This window comes from Streptomyces sp. NPDC001480, assembly GCF_042894725.1.
In the GTDB taxonomy this organism is placed as follows: Bacteria; Actinomycetota; Actinomycetes; order Streptomycetales; family Streptomycetaceae; genus Streptomyces.
The window spans coordinates 163,210-184,928 of sequence record NZ_JBIAVX010000009.1; the positions used below are offsets into that span (position 1 = coordinate 163,210).

Below are 21,719 nucleotides of genomic sequence, written 5' to 3' on the forward strand. Positions count from 1 at the left end.
CAGCGAATTGCAGCACGAGGCGTTCAGCAACGGCTCCTTCACATCACCGTGAGACCAGGCACATAGCTGGACCCACGGTGACCGCACCACAGTTCATCAGGGCCGGCAGGACGGCCGGACGCTGAGCAGCTCGGTCCGCAGCACGGGCGTGCCGTCGACAGGTGCCGGGTCCTGCGTAGTTGGCTCGATACCGCCGGCAGCGATCTTGTCGAGCGTCTTCAGGCCGGCGATACCGACCGTGCCGAACACCGTGTAGTTCGGTCGCAGCGCGGAGTCGCCGTAGACGACGAAGAACTGGGAACCGTTCGTGTTCGGCCCGGCGTTGGCCATCGCCAGCAAACCGCGGCCGTAAAGGCGACGGACGCCGGTGGGATCGCTCGGTGCCGGCGGCAGGTCCACCGGCAGCTCGTCCTTGTACTCGTACCCCGGCCCACCCTCGCCAGTGCCGGTCGGGTCGCCACACTGCAGGACTTTCAGCGTCGGGTACGCCGTCAGTCGATGGCACACCGTACGGTCGTAGAACCGGTGTCGCGCCAGGTGCACGAAGCTCTGGACCGTGCACGGCGCCTTCGCCCGGTCCAGACGCAGCGGGAGCGGGCCCTGGCTGGTCGGGACAGCCATGTCGACCGTGCCGTGAACGGGGGTGTGCCGCGGGTCGGGCGGCAGGGGAACCGGCCGCGCCGCCGGCTCGTCCGGGGTCTGGGTGTACTGGCAAGGACCGTGCGTGGTTCGCGGCGGGGCATCGGAAGCGGAGGCGGTGGTGCTGCCCCCGGACACGACCAACGCTGCTGCCGCCAATGCGGTCCAGAGAGCTCGGTTCATCCTGCACACCCTCCAAAAGATCGTCAGATTTCGGAGCGGTCGCAGTCTAAAGCGGGGCCCCGCGGGCGAGTACCCGTCCGCAAGCCACATCCGATCCCAGCCTTCGGCCCGCAGCCGCAGGCCACTTCGTTCGGATCCGGCACAGCGTCGGCTGGCCGATCAGGGCGTCCACCCGGTGCACGTTGGATGCTCCCCGAACCCGGTCGCGCGGCCTCCCCAGTCCGCGCAGAGGCCCACCGAACGCTGCCGTGCGCATGAGGTGATCTCACCGGGGTCCGCAGGCCGGGCAGACCCGGGTGTGGTTTCCGACCTCGTACGGCGTACAGCTCGCCGCTTGACCCAGGTTCGCACCGTCTCGGCGGCACCAACGCTCGACTTCGCCGCGACCGCCCGCCTTCGTCACGGCCCACTCGGTCGGGAGGTGGGGCGGATCTCCGTGACCATGCGCACCGCACGCTCATGAAGCTCAGGGAGGAGGGAGACGGACGGGCCATGACTCGATCTGAACCTCCAAGACTGATCTGAGGTGACATCGTTGCACGGCCTCTTATGGGCACCGCAGTCAAGGACGTACTCTCACGCCACTGCAACCGTTTCCAACGATGTAAGGACTGGGGTGCGTTGGGACCGGCGCAAGCAGAGGACGCGTCAGCCGACAGACATCGAAACGGAGTTGATATGACTGCCGCATCGAGGAAGCGACGGCTCAGATCCATACGGCGGCGGGTAGGCACGACCGCGGCCCTGGCGGTCGCCGCCACCATGACGCTGATGGGCGCCGGACCCGTGTCGGCCGGCTCGCACGACCACAGCACTCCCACCGTCAGGTCGGGGGACGCGCGCTTCGAGATCCTCTCGTCTACTCTGATCCGAACTGAGTACGCGGGCGACGGGAAGTTCACCGATGACCCGACTTTCAACGCTATCGGCCGCAGCGGCTTCGCTCCGGCCGACTACACGGCCACGATGTCCAACGGCTGGCTGGTTATCAGGACGAGCGCGCTGACCCTGCGCTACCAGGTCGGTTCCGGGCCGTTCAACGCCCGCAACCTCTCGGTGCACTTGGCGGCGGACGGCAGTCCGGTGACAGCCACCCCTTGGCAACGGCTGACCTGTGAGATCGGCGCGCTGTGCGAGGCGGAGAACCTTCAGCTGAACGGGCTGTCCGTGGCCTCGGATCACGCCGGCCACACCGGCACGGGCTTCGCCGCGGGGTTCGAGGGCACCGGCAGCTCCATGTCCTCTGACATCGATGTCAAAGACGCCGGCGCCTACCAGTTCGACCTGCGCTATGCCAACTCCCGTGGCGGGGACGGCCAGACCCGCACCCGCACACTGGCCCTCTCAGTGGACGGCGACGTCCCGCGGACGGTGTCCCTGCCGACCACGGCCGACTGGAACACCTGGCGCCTGGCCACCGCGAGCCTTGACCTCACCGCAGGCCACCACACGATCGCCCTGACCCGGACCGCGTCGGACAGCGGGAACGTCAACGTCGACAGTGTCGCCCTGGTCCGCCCCGGTGATGAGTACCCGCCGGTCGCCAGCACCGCGATCACCGACTGCCTGCTCGGCACGAGCTGCGAGGCGGAGGCCGGGCGGATCGACGGCACCGCGGTGAGCGCAATGGACCACGGGGGATACGCGGGCAACGGCTTCGTCGCGGAGCTGAACAAGGGGTCGAGTCTGACCACGCATGTGGTTGGCGTTCCGGCCGACGGCACGTACACCCTGCGGGTGCGCTACGCCAATGGCACCGGCGGCGACGGTCTCCACCAGACCCGCACCGCCTCCGTCTCCTCCGGCACCGCCACCAAGGCCTTGACGCTGCCACCGACAGAGGGCTGGGACACCTGGAAGACAGCCTCCGTACCGATCGCCCTGAAGGCGGGCGAGGACGACGTCACCCTCGACTGTCCTGAAGCAGCGAGCTGCCACGTCAACCTGGACACCGTCTCGGTGGCCGCGACGAAGCAGGCCGCGCCGGCGCCGCACCTCGCGCTCGGCGGCTACCGCCGTGGCCTGGACGGCGTGAGCGGCAACGGCCGCGCTCCGGTGACCACCCCCGGCCTGCTCAACCAGGACGGCTGGTACCTGCTGGACGACACCCCGTCGGCGTTCTACGGCAACGCGTCGAAGAAGGTCACGCCCCGGCCCTCACACGGTGGCGCGCCTTACCAGGACGGCTACGTCTTCGGCTACGGGCACGACTACAAGCAGGGACTTGCCGACCTGGCGACCCTGACCGGGCCCCCGCAGTTGCTGCCGCAGTGGGCGTACGGCGTGTGGTACTCGGAGTACATCGACCGCACCGCGGCCGACTACGAGGACACGATTCTTCCCGCATTCCGCTCCGAACACGTCCCGCTGGACGTGCTGGTCACCGACACGGACTTCAAGGCCGTGAACAGCTGGAGCGGTTGGGAGATGGACCCCGGCAGATTCCCCGACCCGAAGGGGTTCTTCGACTGGGCAGCCGCACAGGGGCTGCACAACACACTCAACGTGCACCCGAGCATCCTCGCCACCGACCCTCAGTTCGCCCAGGCCCAGAGCACAGCCAAGGGCAAGCTGGCGAAGGGCGGTTGTGCCTCCGCCGCTTCGGTCGACAACAACTGCTACACCTTCGACTTCGGCGACCCCGACCAGCTGAAGGCCTACATGGACCTGCACCGCACCATGAACGAGCAGGGCAACGACTTCTGGTGGCTCGACTGGTGCTGCGACTCCTCCCAGTCATCGCTGCAGGGCATCACACCGGACGCGTGGATCAATCAGCAGTACGCCACCCTCACCGGTGAGACCAACAGCCGCGGTTTTGTCCTCTCCCGCGCTTACGGCTCGCTCCAGGCCGGCGGATACAGCGGCCAGCAGGCGCTGCCGACCGGACCCTGGGCGGACAAGCGCACCACCGTGCACTTCACCGGCGACACCGCCTCCACCTGGGGCACACTGAAGCTGGAGATCGGCTACACGCCCGGGGAGTCCGCCGCGACGGGGATGGCGGCCATCACCCACGACATCGGCGGGCACAACGACACAACGGGGCTGACTGGTTCGGAGACGTACACCGACGGCGGGCAGACCCGCACCACGCACAAGCTCCCCGACGACCTGTACGCGCGCTGGGTACAGTTCGGCACCTTCCAGCCGATCGACCGGCTGCACAGCAACCACAGTGACCGGCTGCCCTGGCAGTACGGCACACAGGCGCGGCACTCGGCCGACAAGTTCCTCAACCTCCGCGAGAACCTGGTGCCGTACACGTACTCGCTGGCCGAAGAGGCGAACCGGACCGGCGTACCGATCGTCCGTCCCACCTACCTGGAGTATCCGAACGAAGCGCAGGCGTACCAGAGGGCAGACAGTGAGTACTTCTACGGCCCCGATGTCCTGGTCGCTCCGGTGACGACGCCGGGGACGACGGCGACCACCACGGTGTGGCTCCCGCCCGGCCGGTGGACCGACTACTTCACCGGCAAGACGTACCAGGGCGGCACCACCCAGGACATCGCCACCGGTCTGGACGCCATGCCGGTGTTCATCAAGGCGGGCGGCATCCTGCCGACCCGCACCAATGACGTCGCCGACAACGACCGCAACCCGCTCACCGACGTCACCCTGACCGTCGCCTCCGGCGCGCCGGGGTCGTACCGTCTGTACGAGGACGACGGAACCACCGCGCAGAAGGTACACAGCGCCACGACGACCGTCCGGTACGAGCGCAACGGCTCGCGCCACACCGTGTCGATCGGCCCGGCGCAGGGCTCCTTCCACGGGCAGGTGAAGAACCGCCAGTGGACGCTGTCCCTGCTGGGAACGACCCGTGAGCCCACCGAGGTCACCGCGACCGGTGTCCTGCTGACCTCGCGCGACTACCGCTGGGACAGCTCCACCGGGACTCTCACGATCACCCTTCCCCGGCACACCGTCCACGGCCCGATCACCGTCACCTATCAGTAGGCGACTCGGAGGTGGCGACGGTCTGTCGGGAACTCGCTTCCCGGCAGGCCGTCACGCCACGGGTCGGGCCACGCCGTTGGTCTGCAGACATCAGCCGACGCCTGGGTGAGCACGCCAGCCAGACGCCCACCCCGGTCACCCCGTGAGGGTGAGCGCTTGCACCGCCGAGGGCGAGTAGGCGCACGTCAAACGCAGTCTGGTCAGGCTCGCCGTCGTCGCCGTCGACCACCTGGAAGCACTCCTCCGTACCCGGCTCGAACGCCTCCAGTACCAGCCCGACAACCTCGACGGCTTCATAGCGGGTACCGGCCTCACCCTCGCCGACCCAACATCACCCTGACAGGCCGAAGTCAGTAACCGCCGGTGCCTGCAGCGGGCCGAGATCGCGGCCTGGCGTCGGTCGGCTGATCGACACGGCGTCGAGACACGAGGATGGAGCGTGATGACTTACTCGGGAGGGCGCCACTCCTCCGGTGGCACCGCACGGCCGAAAGAGCCTTCCGTGAGCAGCGTCGACCGGCGCACCGGTCTCGCCTTGGGGGTGAACTGCTGGGCTGGTCGCTGACGCTGCCCGTACGGCCATGCGCATGCCCGACCAGGAGCCCGACCGAGAACGAGGCACGACTTATGGACCGCTCGCGGACGGGTCGTGGACGGTCGAAGTACGCGTCAGCTGACCCGAAGGCCGACCGCCAGCGTCAGTTCAAGGACCCGGTGTGGCGATGCGAGATCCGGAAACAGCTCCCGCAGCTGCGACATCCGGTACCGGACTGTCTGGGGATGGACGAACAACGCCGCCGCTGCCTCGTCGCGCCTGCCCTGGTGCAGCAGCCACGCCCGCAGCGTCTCCTCCAGCCGCCGTGCGGTCGCGACAGGCAAGGTCAGCAACGGTGCGAGGGCTCGGGCTCGCAGGTCTGCGAACGCGTCCGCGTCGGCGCTCAGCACCAGCTCGGGCAGGTGGTCCTCGGTGTCGCGAATATCAGAGGAGAGGGAGCGCGCGCGTACAGCTCGTGCGTACGAGGCGGACGCACGAGTCCATGGCCGGGCCGGGCCGACCACGGCGGTGCGGCCGGTCAGCTGCCGCAAGAGATGTGACCGGTCGGCATCAGGGACGAGCAGCACACCGGTGGCGTCCGGCAGGTCGTCGAGGACGAGGGTGCTCGGGTCGAGCGTGCGGTAGGCAGGCCGGGCCTGGGCGGCGGGCAGCAGGACCGCGGTCAGCGAAACGGGAGGCTGCCACCCGGCCCGTTGAGCGGAGGCCAGCAGCACGTCGGGGGCGGCGCCGGCGAGGAGGTCGCGGGCCAGGTGTTCCAGGTGGCGCTCGTGGGCCCTGCCCCGGGCGGCGAGTTCATCGGCGTGGCCCGCGGCGCTAGCGGCGGAGAGCTCGTCGATGTAGGCGAAGGTCAGCTCGGCGAACTTGGCGACCTCGGCGGCGGGCAGACCTGCGGGTACGGCACCTGCTGCCAGGCATCGCCAGGCCACGCGGGCGCCGACGCGGTAGGCGCTGAGCAGGGCGTCCATCGAACGGCCGTCGCGCACCTCGCCGCGGCCCAGCTCGTAGGCCGCGTCACCGGCGTCACCGCCGGTGGGCTTGCCGCTCGCGAGGTCCAGGTAGTGCCCCAGGGCGGTGCGGACGGCTCGGCGGATGGTGGCGCCCATGTGACCCGTCAGGGCGTTGGCGTAGGGAGGGACCTCGTCGATGATCGCCTGGACGACTTCGTCTGCGGTGGTCTTCAGCTCGGCCCGAAGTGCGGTGACCGTCGTCTCATCCAGGGCCAGTTCGCTGACCCTCCGCATTGCATGGCTCACGTTTCTATTCCCTGCGAACAATTCAGCCGACCAGATTCACGTCCTGCGGTCAGGACTTTACGCCTCAAGGCGCAGCAAGCTGGAGTCATGATGAGTGCAGCCCTCCGCGACAGGGCGTGGAAACTGCTGGAGATGGTCACAACGCCGCTGCTGCCGTCGGACTACCTCGACCTGGTCAGCCCGCTGCGTGCGGGCGCTGACCTGCGTGGGCGCATCGAGGCCGTGCACCCCGAGACGGGTGACGCCGCGACTGTCGTGATCAGGCCGGGACGGGGCTGGCGCGGCCACACAGCCGGTCAGTACGTGCGGATCGGGGTCGACGTGGACGGGGTGCGCCTGTGGCGTGCCTACTCCATCACCTCACCGACAAACCGTCAGGACGGCCGCGTCACCATCACCGTGAAGGCGATCCCGGACGGCAAGGTCAGCAACCACCTGGTCCGCAGGGCGAAACCGGGCACGCTGATCCAGCTGGACCAGGCGACCGGTGACTTCGTGCTGCCGGAGGCCAAGCCCGCCAAGGTGCTCTGCCTGACGGCCGGCAGCGGCATCACGCCCGTGATGGGCATGCTGCGCGACATCGAGTTCGACGACGTCGCCATGGTCCACTGCGCGCCACAGCCGCAAGACGTAATCTTCCGCAGCGAACTGCACGACATGGTCGCGGACAAGAAGCTTCGGCTCACCGAGGTGCACACCGACACGGACGGCATGCTCGACATCGCCCGTCTCGACGAACTCGTGCCCGACTGGGCCGAGCGCGAGACCTGGGCCTGCGGACCCGCGGGCCTGCTCGACGCCGCCGAGAAGCACTGGAGCGAGTACGGCGTCCCAGAGCGCCTGCACACCGAACGCTTCCGCCCCAGCGTCGTCGCCACCGGCGACGGCGGCGAGGTCACCTTCAGCACCACTGGCAAGACCGTCGACGCGGACGGCGTCACGCCGTTGCTGGACGTCGGCGAGGAGGCCGGCGTGCTCATGCCCTCCGGTTGCCGCATGGGCATCTGCTTCGGCTGCGTCACGCCGCTCAAGGCGGGCGCCGTACGCGACCTGCGCACCGGCGAGATCACCGAGGCCGAGCCGGGCGTCCTCATCCAGACCTGCGTGTCCGCCGCCGCGGGCCCCTGCGACATCGAACGGTAGGATCACCTTGACCGCAATCGACCCCACCGCCCACCTGTCCGCGGAGCAGATCGAGGAGCTCGGCCGTGAACTGGACGCAATCCGCGACGAGGTGATCGCCAGCCGCGGAGAGAAGGACGCCGCCTACATCCGCAAGGTCATCTCGGCACAGCGCAAGCTCGAACTGGTCAGCAGGGGCGTACTGCTGTTCTCGATCTTCCCGCCGGCGTGGCTGCTGGGCACCGCCGGTCTGTCCGTGGCGAAGATCATGGACAACATGGAGATCGGCCACAACATCCTGCACGGCCAATGGGACTGGATGCGGGACCCGAAGATCCACTCCACCACCTGGGAATGGGATCACGTCTCGCCGGCCGACCAGTGGAAGCACTCGCACAACGAGCTGCACCACACCTACACCAACGTGATCGGCAAGGACAACGACCTCGGCTACGGCATCATGCGCGTCGACGAGGACCAGAAGTGGCACCCGTTCCACCTGGGCCAGCCGCTGTGGAACTTCATCAACGCTTGCTTCTTCGAGTACGGCATCGCAGCATACGACCTCGAGCTCGGCAAGAACCTGCACAAGCGCCGCCGCAAGAACCCGGAGTTCCGCGCGCGGGCCAAGGCCGTGGGCCGCAAGATCCGCAAGCAGGTGCTCAAGGACTACGTGATCCACCCGCTGCTGTCGGGCCCGTCGTTCCTCACCACGCTCGCCGCCACGTTCACCGCGAACCTGGTCCGCAACATCTGGTCCCACTCGGTGATCATGTGCGGGCACTTCCCCGAGGGCGTACAGGTCTTCGAGCGCCGGTCGATCAGCGGCGAGACGCGCGGCCAGTGGTACCTGCGCCAGATGATGGGCTCGGCGAACATCAGCGGCAGCAAGGCCATGCACTTCATGACCGGCAACCTGTCGCACCAGATCGAGCACCACCTGTTCCCGGACCTGCCGAGCAACCGGTACGCCGAGGTCGCGGTGAAGGTGCGCGCGCTGTTCGAAAAGTACGAGCTGCAGTACGTCACCGGGCCGCTGCCCAAGCAGGTGTTCTCCGCGTGGCACAAGGTCTTCCGGCTCTCGCTGCCGAACAAGAAGCCCGACGTCAAGACGCCGGACCGCGAGCAGGAGCTCGTCGCGGCCTGATTCCCGGTATTGGTTCCGATCTTTCGGCCGTACCGGCGGCACCGCCAGGTTCGGTGAGATCCGTTGCGGACGGTGGGCGGCCGCGACACCAGACCGTACGACACGGGATCCGGGCAGGCCGGTGTCCGGCTGCGCTGCCTGGACGCGCGCCAGGAACTCAGCACACACCCTGGTCCCCGTCGACGCGGGCCGGGTAGTGCTGCACTCACGGCGGGGCACGAGCCTGGCGGCTTCGTTCCCGGAGATCGAATCCGGGAGCAGCCAGCTGTCGGACGCGACAGCACTGGACGGCGTTATGTGACCTGCCGTTGTGTGACCTGCACGGGTGTCTCAGGTGACTTGTCCTCGACCGGCCCTTCAGTGGCGAGCCGCCCCGGCCTGACGGAAGCTCTGCGCAAATCAAGCTGTCTGCCGCCAGGTTCCGGGTGGTTCTCCGTGGTGGCGGCAGAAGGCTGCGGCGAAAGCTAAGGGAGAGCCGTGGCCGACGGCGTCGGCGATCTGAGGCAGGGTGAGATCGTCGCGGCACGCAGGTCGTCGCGGGCGATGGTCATGCGCCATTCGGTCAGATACTGCATAGGGGCCTGACAGCGCCTCCCTGAACACCCCCGCGAACGCGGCCCGCGACAGGCCGCTGATCTCGGCGAGTTCGGGGACCGTCCATGGGTGGGCCGCATTCTCATGCAGGGCTTGTCGACCGCTCCCAGCAGCGGATCCGCGGCCACCCGGTACCCGCGCGGTGCGGTCCCACTGCGCCGGAAGTCGCTGCGGCCGGCCAGGACGAGCAGCAGGGCCAGAAGGCGGTCCAGGACGATCTGTTGAGCGAGTTCGCTGCGGACCAGTTCACGGGACAGCGAAATGATCACATCCCGCAACGGTTCGTCGTCGGCCGCGAGGGACGCAGGCGGGTCCAACGGCTACCGCACCCGATCCTGGAAGACCGAACTCGCAGCCCTGGCCGCCGAGACTGGCCTGGACATCACGGCTTTTCTGCCACGGCCGACGGCTACCAGCAACTGCTGGACTGGGCCCGTTCATCAGGCCTGGTCAGCCGCGCTGAAGTCGAGTGCACCGGCTCCTACGGAGCTGCGCTGAGCCGCATTGTGCGCACCAACGAGCTGACCGTCATCGAGGTGAACCAGCCGGACAAGGCAACACGCCGCCGTCGCGGCAAGACCGACGCCATCGACGCCGAGGCAGCAGCGCACGCCGTGCTGTCCGGCCGAGCCACCGCGACGGCCAAGTTCACTGACGGTCCCGTTGAAGCTCTCCGGCTCTTCAAGATGGCCAAGGTCTCCGCGGTCAAAGCCCGCACCCAGGCCATCAACCAGCTCAGGGCGGTACTCGTGACGGCCAGTCCAGAGCTGCGAGAGTCTCTGGAGGGGCTGACCATCCCCAAGCTGGTCCGAGCCTGCACGACACTGCACAGGTCTGCGGCCGGCACGGCCACGGCGGCCGCGGTCTTCACCCTGCGGCTGCTCGCCCGTCGAGTCGAGGAACTCGATGATGAGATCGCCGCTCTGAAGCAGCGGATCACCGACGTGATCAGGCAGCACGTTCCGCAACTGCTTGACTGCTACGGCGTGGTTCCGGACACCGCCGCGGCGCTACTCATCGCCACAGGCGACAATCCTGAACGACTCCACAGCGAGGCTTCGTTTGCCTCGCTCTGCGGGGTGAGCCCAGTCGAATCCTCCTCGGGCAAGACACAGCGCAGAAGGCTCCATCGAGGCGGCGACCGTCAGGCCAACTCGGCTCTCTACACGATCGTCCTTGCCCGACTCCGCTGGGAGACACGCAGCCGCAGCTACGTCGAGCGACGCATCGCCGAAGGCAGGACCCGACGCGAAGCCATCCGCTGCCTGAAACGCTACGTCGCCCGAGAGCTCTACACGATCATCATGCGAGCCCATGCTCAGCCCCGCGACCAGGCCCTGGCAGCTTGACATCCATAGGGGCATCAAGACCCCCGCAAGTTACGACGCCGGCCTCCGTCTAGGTTTCCATGCGCTTCTTTCGCGAAGCGGGCGGCTCCGTGGGCCGGGTCCGCTGTCTGACGGTGGCGGCCCTTCTCCGGCTCGCTGCCGCAGGCACGGTCCGGAGGCTAGCGGAGGGTGAGTTCAAGCAGCAGTTCGCTCAGGTCTGTCGGCATCGTGATCATGCAGTCGTGCCCGGTCGGCAGTTCCCGTATCCGTGCTGGGGAGCCGTTGGGCTGTGCAGCGGGGACGGGCCGCCGCACGATGCCTTCCGGCTCTGCACCGACGCAGTGGATGTGCGTGCGCGGAATGGAGCCCACGGCAGGGTTGTCCAGCCGGACCGATTGCCGCAGGCAGCGCACTGGATGGTCGGAGAGCATCGCACGCAGCCATGCGACGTCCGCCGGGTCGGTGATCCCGAACAGGCCGAGGGGCGGAGGCATCTCGGGCAGCGGCGGGATGCGCCAGCCGTTGTCGGACTTGGCGGCGAGGTCGATCAGGTTCTGGGTCATGGGCTGCACGTCGACGGCGGTCTCGCCGTGCTCGGGGACCATCGCGTCGAGGTACACCAGGTGCGCGATTCGTTCCGGTACCTCGTTGGCCACGGACGAGACGACCAGCCCCGCGTAACTGTGCCCCACGAGCACCACCTCGGTCAGGTTCTCCTCGTGGATCAGCTTGACGACGTCCGCGACGTGCGTGTCGAGCCCCACCTCGGGACCGAGCAGGTGTGCCTTGTCGCCGTAGCCGGTCAGTGAGGGCGCGAACACGCGGTGTCCGGCCGATTCCAGCAGCGGGGCCACCCGCTCCCAGCACCGGCCGCTGTGCCAGGCGCCGTGTACCAGCAGAAAAGTTGACATGAGGTTTTTTCCTCTTCGGGGCGTGGAGGCGCGCGAGCATTATGGTTCCTGTTTGTGCCTCGGTACTCTTCGGGAACCGAAATCATCGTGCTGCACCTGCCGCACCCTGATCAATAAGGCACATTTCGGTGCCCCGGTTCTCTGGAGGTAACCATGAGCGGCACAGTGGGCGGCGAGTCGCAGCAGGCACGGCCGGAGGACCCGTGCCAGGCCCGTGAAGTGCTCGGCATCGTCGGCGACAAGTGGTCGCTGCTGATCGTGCGTAACCTCAGCCAGGGGCCGCGCCGCTTCACCGAACTCAAGCGGGCCGTCGACGGAATCAGCCAGCGTATGCTCACCGTCACCCTGCGCGGCCTGGAACGCGACGGGATCCTCACACGGACGGTCCGCAACGTCATGCCGCCGCACGTCAGTTACGAGCTCACTCCGATGGGCAGGACCCTGCGCGAAGCCGCCGCACCCCTGTTGGAGTGGAGCATCACGCACCTGACGCACATCGACGCCGCCCGCGCCGTGTACGACGCCCGCCCCGACACCTCGCCCGCCTGACCCCAGCCCGGCTGTACTCCCCCATCGGCAGGTACGGCTCGGTGAGCTTCCCCTGGTCATCAGTGAACTGCCGCCGTGTCACACCCTGCGTTCTACCGCGGCCAGCCTCACCAAGGCAGCGAGATACACAACGACCGGGACCCTGCCGGAGGAACGCACCTCACCGCGGCCACTCCTTGCCGGACCGTCCGCTCCGCGTGTCGTGTCCGCGTTCGCACGCCGCAGGTGCAGTCGGCGCAGTTCCTGCAGTGCCGCGAGGGGAACGGGTGCCGACCCACTGCGCCCGGTACCCCTCCTCACCGTGGAGCCGCAGTACCGACTGAGCGGCCTCCAGGACGACGTGTCCGAGCACGCTTCAGGCCGCCGTCGGGGCACCGGCGGCCAGCTGGATGCGGTAAAGCCCCGGTCAGTATTCGGCCGGCAGCACGGAAAGATTCCAGGTCAGGTGCTCGCACGTCGGGGCTGCTGCTGCGGCCGTCGCGAATCTGGGCCGACTCCACGGGCTTGTCAGGCCGTTGGCACCTTCTCCGCAGGAGCAGACCGCGTCTGCCGGCCGTGCTGATGGTGTTGCGCCCAGCGGACGGCGGGCGGTGCCGCGAGGCCCGTCAGGGCGAACATGGTTCCCACGACGTACCAGCCGGGGCGGCCCCAGGTGATGCAGAGCGCGATGATCAGGCCGGGTCCGAGGGCCTCGGCGAGTCCGGCACCCAAGCCGAAGACGCCCAGGTACTGGCCGGTGGCGTGCCGTGGGGCGAGAGCGAACGAGATCTCGAAGCCGGCGGCGGAATGCCAGAGTTCACCGACGGTGTGGATCGCCACGGCGATCAGGAGGAGGGTTGCGGCGGCCCACGCCGGTATGCCCGCCGACAGCGAGATCAGCGAGCAGGCGACGAAAAAGGCCGCACCTGCGCGGCGGTAGGCGTTTGCGCCGGCCGCGAGGGAGTCGACGTTGCGGCTCGCCCTGACCTGGAAGGCGACGACGATGATGGTACCGGTAAGCATGGTGCCCGAGATGAGCCAGTGCGGGGCCGTGGTGGCGCCCACGATCCACAGCGGGATGGCCACGGTGAGCACCTTGAACTGGATGGCCATGACGCCGTCGAGAGCGGTCAGCAGCAGATAGGGCCCGTCCCGTAGCGCGCTCCAGCGAGGACCTCCGTCGCCGGGGACGGGGGCGATGGGCGGAAGGAAGACCACGAGCGCCGCGGAGACGGCGAAGGCGATGGCGTTGCCGGCGGCCATCAACTGATAGGCGGTCAGCGTCCCCACTTGGACGACCCAGCCGGCCAGGACGGCCCCGAAGGAGACGCCGACGTTGGTCACGGCGCGGAGATAGGCCCGGAACTCCTGCGGCCTCTCGCCTCCGTAGTGCCGTATGAGCGGGGAACGGGCGGCGATTCCTGCCGCCTTTGCCCCGGCGGCCGCGCAGACCACGACCACGAACGGCCAGAAGCTCTTGATTAGCACGAAGCCGGCCGTGGCCAGCGCCTGGACGGCCAGGGTGAGCGCGTAGACGCCGCGCGCTCCGTACCGGTCCGCCAGGTGACCGACCGCGACACCGAGGGCGAGTGCGACCAGACCGGCGATGCCGAGACCGAGCCCCACCCGGTTCGCCGGGAGGTGGACGGCCTCGGTGAAGTACAGCACCCCGGCGGTCAGATAGAGCCCGCTGCCGACGGTGTAGACGAAGTTGGAGACGGCGAGGACGCGCTGCGGTCCGGCCTCGGGCAGCAGACGGGGCATGGCGGGCTCCACGTCACAGGCGGGTGGGACGCCCCACCGATGGAGGTGGATGCGGGGCGCTGTCCATGGGACGGACGCTGTCAGGCGGAACAGCACCCCACATCCGGTACGGGATGGCGGCACGGATCGGTGCCCGCACCTCCGGTTCCTCCTCCAGAGCAGTGGATCAGCTCACGTGCACCGGGGTACACATTCGAGAAGGCTTATTGCATACTACTCGCAATAACAAAGAGATGGCTACAAGGGGCGGACATTGGGCTCTCCCGTGACTCTCGGCATCGAGCGGTGCCGGTCGGTCGGCGTCACCTCGCGGGCCGTCCTGCGCCCGGCGGCGGGCGTCTGGGCAGGTGCCGCCTGATGACACCGGACATCCGCGTCTTCCGCGGCAAGGACCTGCTGGAGCACACCGAGGCCCTGCGCTCCGTCTACCTCGAAGGCTTCTGCGCCCCGCCCTGGAACGAAGACGAGGAGCAGGCGGTCGAGTTCGTCGGCCGGCTGGTGGACAACGTCCGGCGCCCCGGCTTCACCGCGGCGCTCGCCTTCGCCGGGGCGGACGTCGTCGGCTTCACCACTGCCTGGACGACCGCGGCCCCTTTCCCCACCGACCGCTGCTATCCGCAGGCCGCCGCCGGCCTGGGAAGGGAGCGCACAGTGGAGTGGCTGTGCGGCGCCCGCGAGATCGACGAACTCGCCGTCCGCCCAGCCGCCCACGGGGCGGGCCTGGCCGCCGAACTGCTCGAAGCGGTTACCAAGGACGCCCCCGAAGGCCGCTCCTGGTTGCTGACTTCCGTCCGCTCGCCGCGCGCCGTTGCCTTCTACCGTCGGCAGGGCTGGACCCAGGCCACGCACCCCTTTCCTGAGGGCAGGGGCATCGTCGTCTTCCTCGGCCCCTGTCATCCCGCCCGCACCCTGGCCGCGCTCCCCCTCTGAGCGCGCGGAGGGCTTCACCTCTCCCGCCGGCTGTCACGCCAACCCAGTCGTCCAACTCGCTCGCGCGACCGCCAAGACGCTGAAGCGCAGGCCCGACTTCGCCGCACAGGGACGAGGCCGCGGCCATTGATCGAAAAGTTCAACTGTGCGGTCTGCTGGGAGGCACCGCAGGCAACCCGTCGACCGTTGCCGCGAGCAGAGGCAGGAGCTGGGCGAGCTTTCCCTGGTCACCGATGGCGGAGAGAAGCCGGGTTTGGTCGGAGTGGACGCGGTGGGCGGCGCGCTGTTGGAGGATGCGGCCGCGGGCGGTGAGGTGCAGCAGGACGCGGCGGCGGTCGTCGGGGTCGGGCCGACGGTAGACGAGGTTGCCGGCGACCATGCGGTCGACGAGCTTGGTCAGAGTGGGCGCCGGCATGAGGGCGTGGTCGGCGATTTCGGACATCGGGTGGCCCTGCCCGTCGGCAACGGCCGACAGGACGCGCCACTCCTCCACCGAACAGCCCTCCTCGGCCAGCACCACGGCCAAGCGCCGGCCAAGGCGTCGCTCGGCGTGACTGAGGAGGTGGGCAAGGTCCGGGGAGGAAAGTTCGGACGGCACTGCCGGTGTCCTTCCGATAGGTCTAGTGTTCGGGCAGATCACGAGCCTCCGCGAGGGTGCCGGGGCCCGGACCGGGATCCGCGCGCCCAGTGCCCTCACGGAGGTGGTCTGTGCATCCGGTGCCGCCCAGAGGGAACGGCGATTCGAGCACGACGCTGGTCGTGGCCCTGGTCGTGCCGCTGCAGGGACCCGCGGGGATCTTCGGCCCGTCGTGCGAGCTGGCCGCACAACTGGCCGTCGAGGAACTGAACGCCGCGGGCGGCGTGCTGGACCGGGAGGTCCGCCTGGTCACGGTGGACGGCGGGGCATCGCCGGAGCGGGTAGCGACCGAGGTCGAGACTCTGGTGTCGCTGCGCGCCGTCGACGGGGTGGTGGGCTGGCACACCTCGGCCGTGCGCCAGGCACTGCTGCCGCGGATCGCGGGCCGCGTGCCCTACGTCTACACAGCCCAGTACGAGGGCGGCGAGCGCGCACCCGGGGTCTTCCTGACGGGCGAGACCGATACCGCGCAACTGCTGCCGGCCATGCGGCTGCTGGCCGAGGCGACCGGCGCGCGACGCTGGTGCACGGTGGGCAACAACTATGTGTGGCCGCGCGTGACCGCCCGCGCCGCACGGCGATACGTCCGGGCATGCGGGGGTCTGGTGCGCGACGAGGTCTTCGTGCCGCTGGGGACGCACGAGTTCGGGCCGGTGCTGCGCCGGATCGAGCGGTGCGAGGCGGACGCGGTGCTGATGCTGCTGGTCGGCGACGACGCGGCACGCTTCAACCGGGCGTTCGCCGCGTACGGCCTTCACCAGCGGTGTCTGCGGCTGAGCACCCATATGGACGAGAACATCCTGCTGGCCACCGGCGCCGAGGCCACCGACGGGCTGTGGGCGACGGCTGGTTTCTTCGAGACCCTCGCGACCGCCGAGAGCCTGGACTTCAGCGCCCGTTACGCGGCGCGGTTCGGTGTGGAGGCACCCATCGTTGGCAGTCCGGGCGAGTCGTGTTTCGAAGGGGTGCGCCTGCTGGTGGCGTTGGCCGAGCGGGCGCGGTCGCTGGACGTGCGGGCGATGTGCACGGTGGGCGACACGGTCTCCTACGAGGGCCCGCGCGGCGTACTGCGGCTGCGCGGCAACCATCTCACCCAACGGCTGTACCTGGCACGGGCGGATGCCTTCGACTTCCACATCGTCACCCAACTCTGACCCCGCTCCCCGCCGTTGACATTACCCTGCCACAGAAATACTTTCTACGGGAAGCATCTGACAGAGGCGGGGCATTCGTATTCAATCGAGCCCTTCGCTCGCCGCAGTCGCCCATAGACGGGCATCCCGGCCCACGCGGTTCCGCTCCTGTTGGCGCGCTATCTACGCGCGTCGAATAAAGACCCGTTAAAGACCTTTCCCTTAAAGGAAGCGAAACGCTCAAGAAACAGCGTGGCGTGACTCTTCCGTGCAATCACCCGGGGTCGCCCGGGTCGTCCCCAGTGCTGGGAAGAGGGAATGTCGTGACGGAGATCGTCGACAAGGAAGCACCGCCGACGAGTACGGGCGGACGGACGTACAACAACTGGGCGCAGAACGACACGTTGGAGGACTACTCGCTGCGCTACGCGCCGAAGTCCTTCCGCCGCTGGACCCCCTACGTGGTGGCCACCACGGCACTCGGTGGCATCGCCTACCTCGCCGACTTCGCCATCGGCGGCTCGATCGCCATCTCCAACGGCTTCTCCAGCGCCATGGTCGCGATCCTGGCCGCGGCGGTGGTCATCTTCCTGACCGGCATCCCGATCTCGTACTACTCGGCGAAGTACTCCATCGACATGGACCTGCTGACCCGGGGCGCGGGCTTCGGCTACCTCGGTTCCACACTCACCTCGGTCATCTACGCCAGCTTCACCTTCATCTTCTTCGCCCTCGAAGGCTCGATCATGGCCCAAGCCCTGGAGCTGGGCCTGCACATCCCGCTCGCCGTCGGCTATCTCATCTGCTCGCTGATCATCCTGCCGCTGGTCATCTACGGCATGACGGCCCTGTCGAAGATGCAGGTGTGGACGCAGCCGGTCTGGCTGGTGCTGATGGTCGCGCCGTTCGTGTCCATCGCCATCCAGGAGCCGGACAGGTTCTCGCAGTTCACGCACTTCGCCGGCAACTCCCCCACCGGCTCCAGCATCAGCATGCTCGGCGTCGGCGCGGGCGCCGGCGTGGCCCTGTCGCTGATCGCCCAGATCGGCGAGCAGGTCGACTACCTGCGCTTCATGCCCGACAAGACACCCGAGAACAGCAAGAAGTGGTGGGGCGCCGTCCTCTCCGCCGGCCCGGGCTGGGTGGTGCTCGGCGCGGCCAAGCAGATCGGCGGGGCCTTCCTCGCCTTCTACATCGCCGGCAGCGTCGGCCTGTCCAAGGCCAACGAGCCCATCCAGCAGTACGTCCACGGCTTCAAGACCTTCGCCGCACCCGTCGCCCTGGGCCTGGCCACGTTCTTCGTGATCCTCTCCCAGATAAAGATCAACTCGACGAACGCGTACTCCGGTTCGCTGTCCTGGTCGAACTTCTTCTCCCGCCTCACCCACCGCCACCCCGGCCGCGTCGTCTACATCTTCCTCAACGTCGGCATCGCACTGGCCCTGATGGAGGGCGGCGTCTTCGGCTTCCTCAACACCGTCCTCGGCTTCTACTCCAACGTCGCCATCGCCTGGATCGGCGCGGTCGTCGCCGACCTCGTCATCAACAAGCCGCTGAAGCTCAGCCCCTCGTACATCGAGTTCAAGCGCGCCCACCTGTACAACTTCAACCCGGTCGGCTTCGGCTCGATGCTCATCGCCTCCGCCGTCTCCATCGCCGCGTACTTCGAGGCGTTCGGTGACTACGGCAAGGCGTACTCCCCCTTCATCGCCCTGTTCCTCGCCATGGTCCTCTCACCGCTGTTCGCGGTGCTCACCAAGGGCAAGTACTACATCGCCCGCGTCGACGACCTGGAGGAGCCGCTGCTCGGGGCGGACGGCCTGCCCTCCGCGGCCATGCTGACCTGCACCGTGTGCACGACCGACTTCGAACGGCCGGACGTGGCGAACTGCCCCTTCCACGCCGGGGCAATCTGCTCACTGTGCTGCAGCCTGGAGAAGGACTGCCACGACTCCTGCAAGAGCGGCTCCGGCACGGGACCGGTCGCCCTCGCCATGCCCACCGTGCGATCCGTGAACTGACCACCATCACCTTCCCGTGTCCCGTTTGGCTCCGGCTCGCGTTATTCGACATGGGCCGGAGCCGACGTCGTCAGTCGGTCAGGTCTGCTCCAATGCTGGATTCCTCAAAGGACGTACACATAGCGGCGGCGTAAGTGCCTGGTCGGCGGTGCGGGTCTGCCCCAGATCCCAGGTCGCGCGCGGGCGTTGAGCTGGGCTGTGGCCACTTCGGTGGCGTGGGTGATGTGGTCGCGGTCGCCGAAGGAGCGTCCGGCCAGGGTGGTCTTGCGGAAGATGCGCCACCAGCCCTCTTGGAGGTTGAGCCAGCAGGCGCCGACAGGGATGAACACCCCAGGTTTGCTCCGGTCCGCGGGAGTAGTCGATCTCGTTCTTGAGGCGGTGTCCGTCCGGTGACCAGACCGGCGCCGGCGGGAAGGTGCGGGGGATCACCGGGCCGAGCTCGTCGGCGCAGACGACCGTCGCGCCGACGGGCGGGCTGGTGTAGAGCTCGACGATCCGCGTCCTTTTCCCTCGAAGTCCGCGTCTCCCGAGCGCGTCCATGAGCGCGTGCGCCGCCAGCGCACGCCCTCGGCCAGAAGGATCCGGCGCACCGCGGCCAGGGACCTGGGCATCATGGTCAGCCGCTCCCAGGCGCAGTCAGGTGTGGGCGTGGTCGGTGTCGTAGCGCTGATGCCACGACAGGTATATCGGTGCCGACCGCAGTTCGAGCGGGAGGAGGAGCACGACCAGGCCCAGGTCGGCCACCGCTGACCGCGTGGTGGCTTCCGGGACGCTGATCAGGAGATCGGAGCCGCCCGCGAACTTCAGCGCGGCCGCGAGCGATGCGGGCCAGGGGGCGGCCTGCTCGATGCGTCAGAACGCATACGTGGCAGTCGGGCCCGCGCGGCCTCACATCCGGGATCTCAGCACATCGACCTCACAGCCCGGCGCGAAGGGGTCGAAGCCGTGTTCGATCAGCGAACGAACGATCAGCAGGCTTCGCAGCGACCACCACGCGCGGATCACGTCGAGGTCAATGTCGGTGCCGTAGCCGGCGATGACGTCGTCGAGGTGCTCCTCGTGTCCGAGGGTGAAGGTGGCGAGGTCGTACAGGGCATCGCCCTGGCCCGCCTCGGACCAGTCGATGATGCCCGTCACCTCGTCGCCGTCGACGAAGACGTGCGCGATCTGCAGGTCGCCGTGTGTGAACGCCGCAGTCCACGGCCGGAGCGCGGCCTCGGCGACCTGGCGGTTGCGGGTGACCAGGTCGGCGGGCAGGACGCCGTTCGTCACGAGCAACTCGCACTCGTCGTCGAGTTCCGCCGCCAGCGCGTCGGTGCTCCGGCCGGCCCGGCCGGGCCGGGGCGGCAGCGGCGCGTAGTGCAGCTTCCGGATGGCGGCGCCCGCCGCGGCCCACGCCGCAGGCGACCCGGTCGACGGCCCGCCGAGGCGCCCAAGCGTCGTCCCCGGGAGTGCGGCGGTCGCCAGCACGGGCGGCTTGCGCCACAGGACCTTGGGGGTCGGGACCGGCGCGAGGGACATCGCCTCGACCTCGACGTCGATGCGCGTCTGATCGGCGTCCACCTTCAAGAACACGTCGCCGACGCGCAGAGTCGCGCGCTCGGAATGGGCGACGACGACTTCGACCTCATCCATGGGCGACCAGTATCCCGGGGATGAGCGCCGACGTCGCCGGGTTTGTCGCGTGCGATGACGCGGCTGACCGCGTCCCGCTACCCGGCGGCCTCGTGCACGACACCGGCCTCTGACCAGGTGAAACCCACCACTTGTGTCAGGAGTCCTGACCCGGCATCAGCGGGCCACGCCATGGTTGCCGGAAAAGCGGGCCTGGTGGCGAGGTTCTTGCGGATGCCGGGGTGGTCCATGGTCGGACTGGCTCGCCGCCGCATGTGAGCGGTCAAGATGTGTCAGATGTCAGATGTCAGGTGTTGGTGTGGCGTCTACCGTGGTCACCTGGGTGCCGATGGAGTAGACGGCAGGTTTGCCGTCCGCGGAGATGATTCCGAGTTCCGTCTGTGCGTAGTGGCGGACGACCTTGTACATACGCGCGTCCGGGTTGTGCTTGACCAGCGGCTTGTCCGAGTCGCCGAGGTTGATGTAGGAGTGCAGGTCCTTGGCGAGGAAGGTCTCGTCGACAGCGCTGTCGGACAGCACGAGCGCGCCACCCTCGGCGGTCTTCACGGCGAAGACGTCCCCGGGTTGCGGGGTGGTCTTTTTGAAGTCGACCCAGGCGTGCCCGTCCAGGTTGTCGGCCCGCTCGGTGTACCAGGACGCGCCGAGGCGCCGGGCTGAGGTGCCGGCGAGCGGGGTGTTGCGGCCACCTGTCACCCACAGATCGGTGACCAGTCCCGGCAACTGTGAGGGCGCCGTCTTACCGATCTTGGTTTCGGGGTCTGCGACCTTCATCAGCCCGGCTTTGTCGAGGGCGATGTGCGGCGCCTTGGCCACGTCAGACCCTTCGAAGTCGCGGGCAACGACCATCCGCCAGCCATCCGCGGAGCGCTTGAAGACGAGGAACCTGATGTCCTTTGACCACAGCTTGCCCGGCTTGCCATGGGTGAGTTGGGCGCCTTGGGTGCGCACCAGGAACCAGTCGGCCTTCGAGGAGGCGGGCGGGATGTAGAAGGTGCGGTTGACGTACACGAACGGAGCGAGATTATCCGCAACGTCACCCTTGTCGAGGGCCGGGATCTGTGTGAAGTACGCCTGGTCCATCGCAAGGACAGCGCCGCCTTCCGCCCTCGCCATGAGTGAGGCGGAACGCTTGGCGTTGGCCTGGTTGTTGACCTTCTGATAGGCGTCCACCGTCTTGTTCGCCTCGGCCTTGGTGAGCAACGGCCGCTCGTCCGACGCAGCGTCCGCGTGCCCGGAACCTGTGTCGGCGGTGGAACATCCGGTCAAAAAGGCCGCGGCTGAGAATACGGCCGCGGTGAACACGCCGATGCGCGTGGCACGGGCTAGGTGAACAGAGCGGGCCAGGTGAGCCATGGCAAGGTATCCCCGTTTCTCG

16 protein-coding genes and 2 pseudogenes are annotated in these 21,719 nt (G+C 68.3%); 9 read left to right on the forward strand and 9 right to left on the reverse strand.

Features of this window, described 5'->3' with window-relative positions:
* Nucleotides 1-96 precede the first annotated feature (96 nt).
* Nucleotides 97-822: a peptidylprolyl isomerase gene (locus ACFY01_RS23400; RefSeq protein ID WP_390737658.1), complete on the reverse strand. Its 726-nt coding sequence runs from the start codon at nt 820-822 to the stop codon at nt 97-99.
* A 762-nt stretch (nt 823-1,584) separates the two neighbouring features.
* Between ACFY01_RS23400 and ACFY01_RS23405 the strand changes: the two genes are divergently transcribed.
* Nucleotides 1,585-4,785 (forward strand): TIM-barrel domain-containing protein, encoded by a 3,201-nt coding sequence (locus ACFY01_RS23405; protein ID WP_390737932.1) that lies wholly within the window; start codon nt 1,585-1,587, stop codon nt 4,783-4,785.
* Nucleotides 4,786-5,454: 669 nt separating this feature from the next.
* Here the strand turns inward: ACFY01_RS23405 and ACFY01_RS23410 are convergent.
* Nucleotides 5,455-6,594, reverse strand: coding sequence for a PucR family transcriptional regulator (locus tag ACFY01_RS23410; RefSeq protein ID WP_390737659.1), 1,140 nt, complete (start codon nt 6,592-6,594; stop codon nt 5,455-5,457).
* An 87-nt stretch (nt 6,595-6,681) separates the two neighbouring features.
* Between ACFY01_RS23410 and ACFY01_RS23415 the strand changes: the two genes are divergently transcribed.
* From ACFY01_RS23415 to ACFY01_RS23430, 4 genes and pseudogenes are all read left to right on the forward strand, one after another.
* On the forward strand, nt 6,682-7,737 hold the full coding sequence (locus ACFY01_RS23415) for a ferredoxin reductase (RefSeq protein ID WP_390737660.1): 1,056 nt from the start codon (nt 6,682-6,684) through the stop codon (nt 7,735-7,737).
* Between the two features lie 7 nt (nt 7,738-7,744).
* Nucleotides 7,745-8,863, forward strand: coding sequence for a fatty acid desaturase family protein (locus tag ACFY01_RS23420; RefSeq protein ID WP_390737661.1), 1,119 nt, complete (start codon nt 7,745-7,747; stop codon nt 8,861-8,863).
* A gap of 894 nt (nt 8,864-9,757) precedes the next feature.
* Nucleotides 9,758-9,845: pseudogene (locus ACFY01_RS23425) on the forward strand (hypothetical protein); the annotation flags it as partial.
* Nucleotides 9,846-9,879: 34 nt separating this feature from the next.
* On the forward strand, nt 9,880-10,806 hold the full coding sequence (locus ACFY01_RS23430) for a transposase (protein WP_390737933.1): 927 nt from the start codon (nt 9,880-9,882) through the stop codon (nt 10,804-10,806).
* A gap of 158 nt (nt 10,807-10,964) precedes the next feature.
* Here the strand turns inward: ACFY01_RS23430 and ACFY01_RS23435 are convergent, their stop codons facing one another.
* Nucleotides 10,965-11,696, reverse strand: coding sequence for an alpha/beta fold hydrolase (locus ACFY01_RS23435; protein WP_390737662.1), 732 nt, complete (start codon nt 11,694-11,696; stop codon nt 10,965-10,967).
* 153 nt (nt 11,697-11,849) lie between these two features.
* Between ACFY01_RS23435 and ACFY01_RS23440 the strand changes: the two genes are divergently transcribed.
* On the forward strand, nt 11,850-12,245 hold the full coding sequence (locus ACFY01_RS23440; RefSeq protein WP_390737663.1) for a winged helix-turn-helix transcriptional regulator: 396 nt from the start codon (nt 11,850-11,852) through the stop codon (nt 12,243-12,245).
* A 507-nt stretch (nt 12,246-12,752) separates the two neighbouring features.
* Here the strand turns inward: ACFY01_RS23440 and ACFY01_RS23445 are convergent.
* Nucleotides 12,753-13,988 (reverse strand): MFS transporter, encoded by a 1,236-nt coding sequence (locus tag ACFY01_RS23445; RefSeq protein ID WP_390737664.1) that lies wholly within the window; start codon nt 13,986-13,988, stop codon nt 12,753-12,755.
* Nucleotides 13,989-14,345: 357 nt separating this feature from the next.
* On the opposite strand from ACFY01_RS23445, the gene ACFY01_RS23450 reads away from it, so the two are divergent.
* Nucleotides 14,346-14,918 (forward strand): GNAT family N-acetyltransferase, encoded by a 573-nt coding sequence (locus ACFY01_RS23450; protein ID WP_390737665.1) that lies wholly within the window; start codon nt 14,346-14,348, stop codon nt 14,916-14,918.
* Between the two features lie 139 nt (nt 14,919-15,057).
* On the opposite strand, the gene ACFY01_RS23455 is transcribed toward ACFY01_RS23450, so the two are convergent.
* The gene (locus tag ACFY01_RS23455) at nt 15,058-15,516 is read right to left on the reverse strand and encodes a MarR family winged helix-turn-helix transcriptional regulator (RefSeq protein WP_390737666.1); all 459 of its coding nucleotides are present in this window, start codon (nt 15,514-15,516) and stop codon (nt 15,058-15,060) included.
* 110 nt (nt 15,517-15,626) lie between these two features.
* Between ACFY01_RS23455 and ACFY01_RS23460 the strand changes: the two genes are divergently transcribed.
* Together ACFY01_RS23460 and ACFY01_RS23465 are read left to right on the forward strand one after the other, a co-directional pair.
* Nucleotides 15,627-16,709: a substrate-binding domain-containing protein gene (locus ACFY01_RS23460; RefSeq protein ID WP_390737667.1), complete on the forward strand. Its 1,083-nt coding sequence runs from the start codon at nt 15,627-15,629 to the stop codon at nt 16,707-16,709.
* A 302-nt stretch (nt 16,710-17,011) separates the two neighbouring features.
* On the forward strand, nt 17,012-18,709 hold the full coding sequence (locus tag ACFY01_RS23465) for a purine-cytosine permease family protein (protein ID WP_390737668.1): 1,698 nt from the start codon (nt 17,012-17,014) through the stop codon (nt 18,707-18,709).
* A 104-nt stretch (nt 18,710-18,813) separates the two neighbouring features.
* On the opposite strand, the gene ACFY01_RS23470 is transcribed toward ACFY01_RS23465, so the two are convergent.
* The 4 genes and pseudogenes from ACFY01_RS23470 to ACFY01_RS23485 form a co-directional block, all read right to left on the reverse strand.
* On the reverse strand, nt 18,814-19,038 hold the full coding sequence (locus ACFY01_RS23470) for a hypothetical protein (RefSeq protein ID WP_390737669.1): 225 nt from the start codon (nt 19,036-19,038) through the stop codon (nt 18,814-18,816).
* A gap of 307 nt (nt 19,039-19,345) precedes the next feature.
* Nucleotides 19,346-19,525, reverse strand: a pseudogene (locus ACFY01_RS23475) (LysR family transcriptional regulator); the annotation flags it as partial.
* Nucleotides 19,526-19,597: 72 nt separating this feature from the next.
* Complete coding sequence (locus tag ACFY01_RS23480; protein WP_390737670.1) at nt 19,598-20,344, reverse strand: phosphotransferase family protein; 747 nt, start codon at nt 20,342-20,344, stop codon at nt 19,598-19,600.
* A gap of 279 nt (nt 20,345-20,623) precedes the next feature.
* Complete coding sequence (locus ACFY01_RS23485) at nt 20,624-21,697, reverse strand: hypothetical protein (RefSeq protein WP_390737671.1); 1,074 nt, start codon at nt 21,695-21,697, stop codon at nt 20,624-20,626.
* Nucleotides 21,698-21,719: the final 22 nt, after the last annotated feature.

What these genes read in the sequence shown, in the direction of transcription:
- ACFY01_RS23415 (WP_390737660.1), top strand. Translation starts at nt 6,682, where the DNA reads ATGATGAGTGCAGCCCTCCGCGACAGGGCGTGGAAACTGCTGGAGATG.
- ACFY01_RS23440 (WP_390737663.1), top strand. Translation starts at nt 11,850, where the DNA reads ATGAGCGGCACAGTGGGCGGCGAGTCGCAGCAGGCACGGCCGGAGGAC.
- ACFY01_RS23435 (WP_390737662.1), bottom strand. Translation starts at nt 11,696, where the DNA reads ATGTCAACTTTTCTGCTGGTACACGGCGCCTGGCACAGCGGCCGGTGC.
- ACFY01_RS23400 (WP_390737658.1), bottom strand. Translation starts at nt 822, where the DNA reads ATGAACCGAGCTCTCTGGACCGCATTGGCGGCAGCAGCGTTGGTCGTG.
- ACFY01_RS23485 (WP_390737671.1), bottom strand. Translation starts at nt 21,697, where the DNA reads ATGGCTCACCTGGCCCGCTCTGTTCACCTAGCCCGTGCCACGCGCATC.
- ACFY01_RS23450 (WP_390737665.1), top strand. Translation starts at nt 14,346, where the DNA reads ATGACACCGGACATCCGCGTCTTCCGCGGCAAGGACCTGCTGGAGCAC.
- ACFY01_RS23405 (WP_390737932.1), top strand. Translation starts at nt 1,585, where the DNA reads ATGACGCTGATGGGCGCCGGACCCGTGTCGGCCGGCTCGCACGACCAC.
- ACFY01_RS23445 (WP_390737664.1), bottom strand. Translation starts at nt 13,988, where the DNA reads ATGCCCCGTCTGCTGCCCGAGGCCGGACCGCAGCGCGTCCTCGCCGTC.
- ACFY01_RS23480 (WP_390737670.1), bottom strand. Translation starts at nt 20,344, where the DNA reads ATGGATGAGGTCGAAGTCGTCGTCGCCCATTCCGAGCGCGCGACTCTG.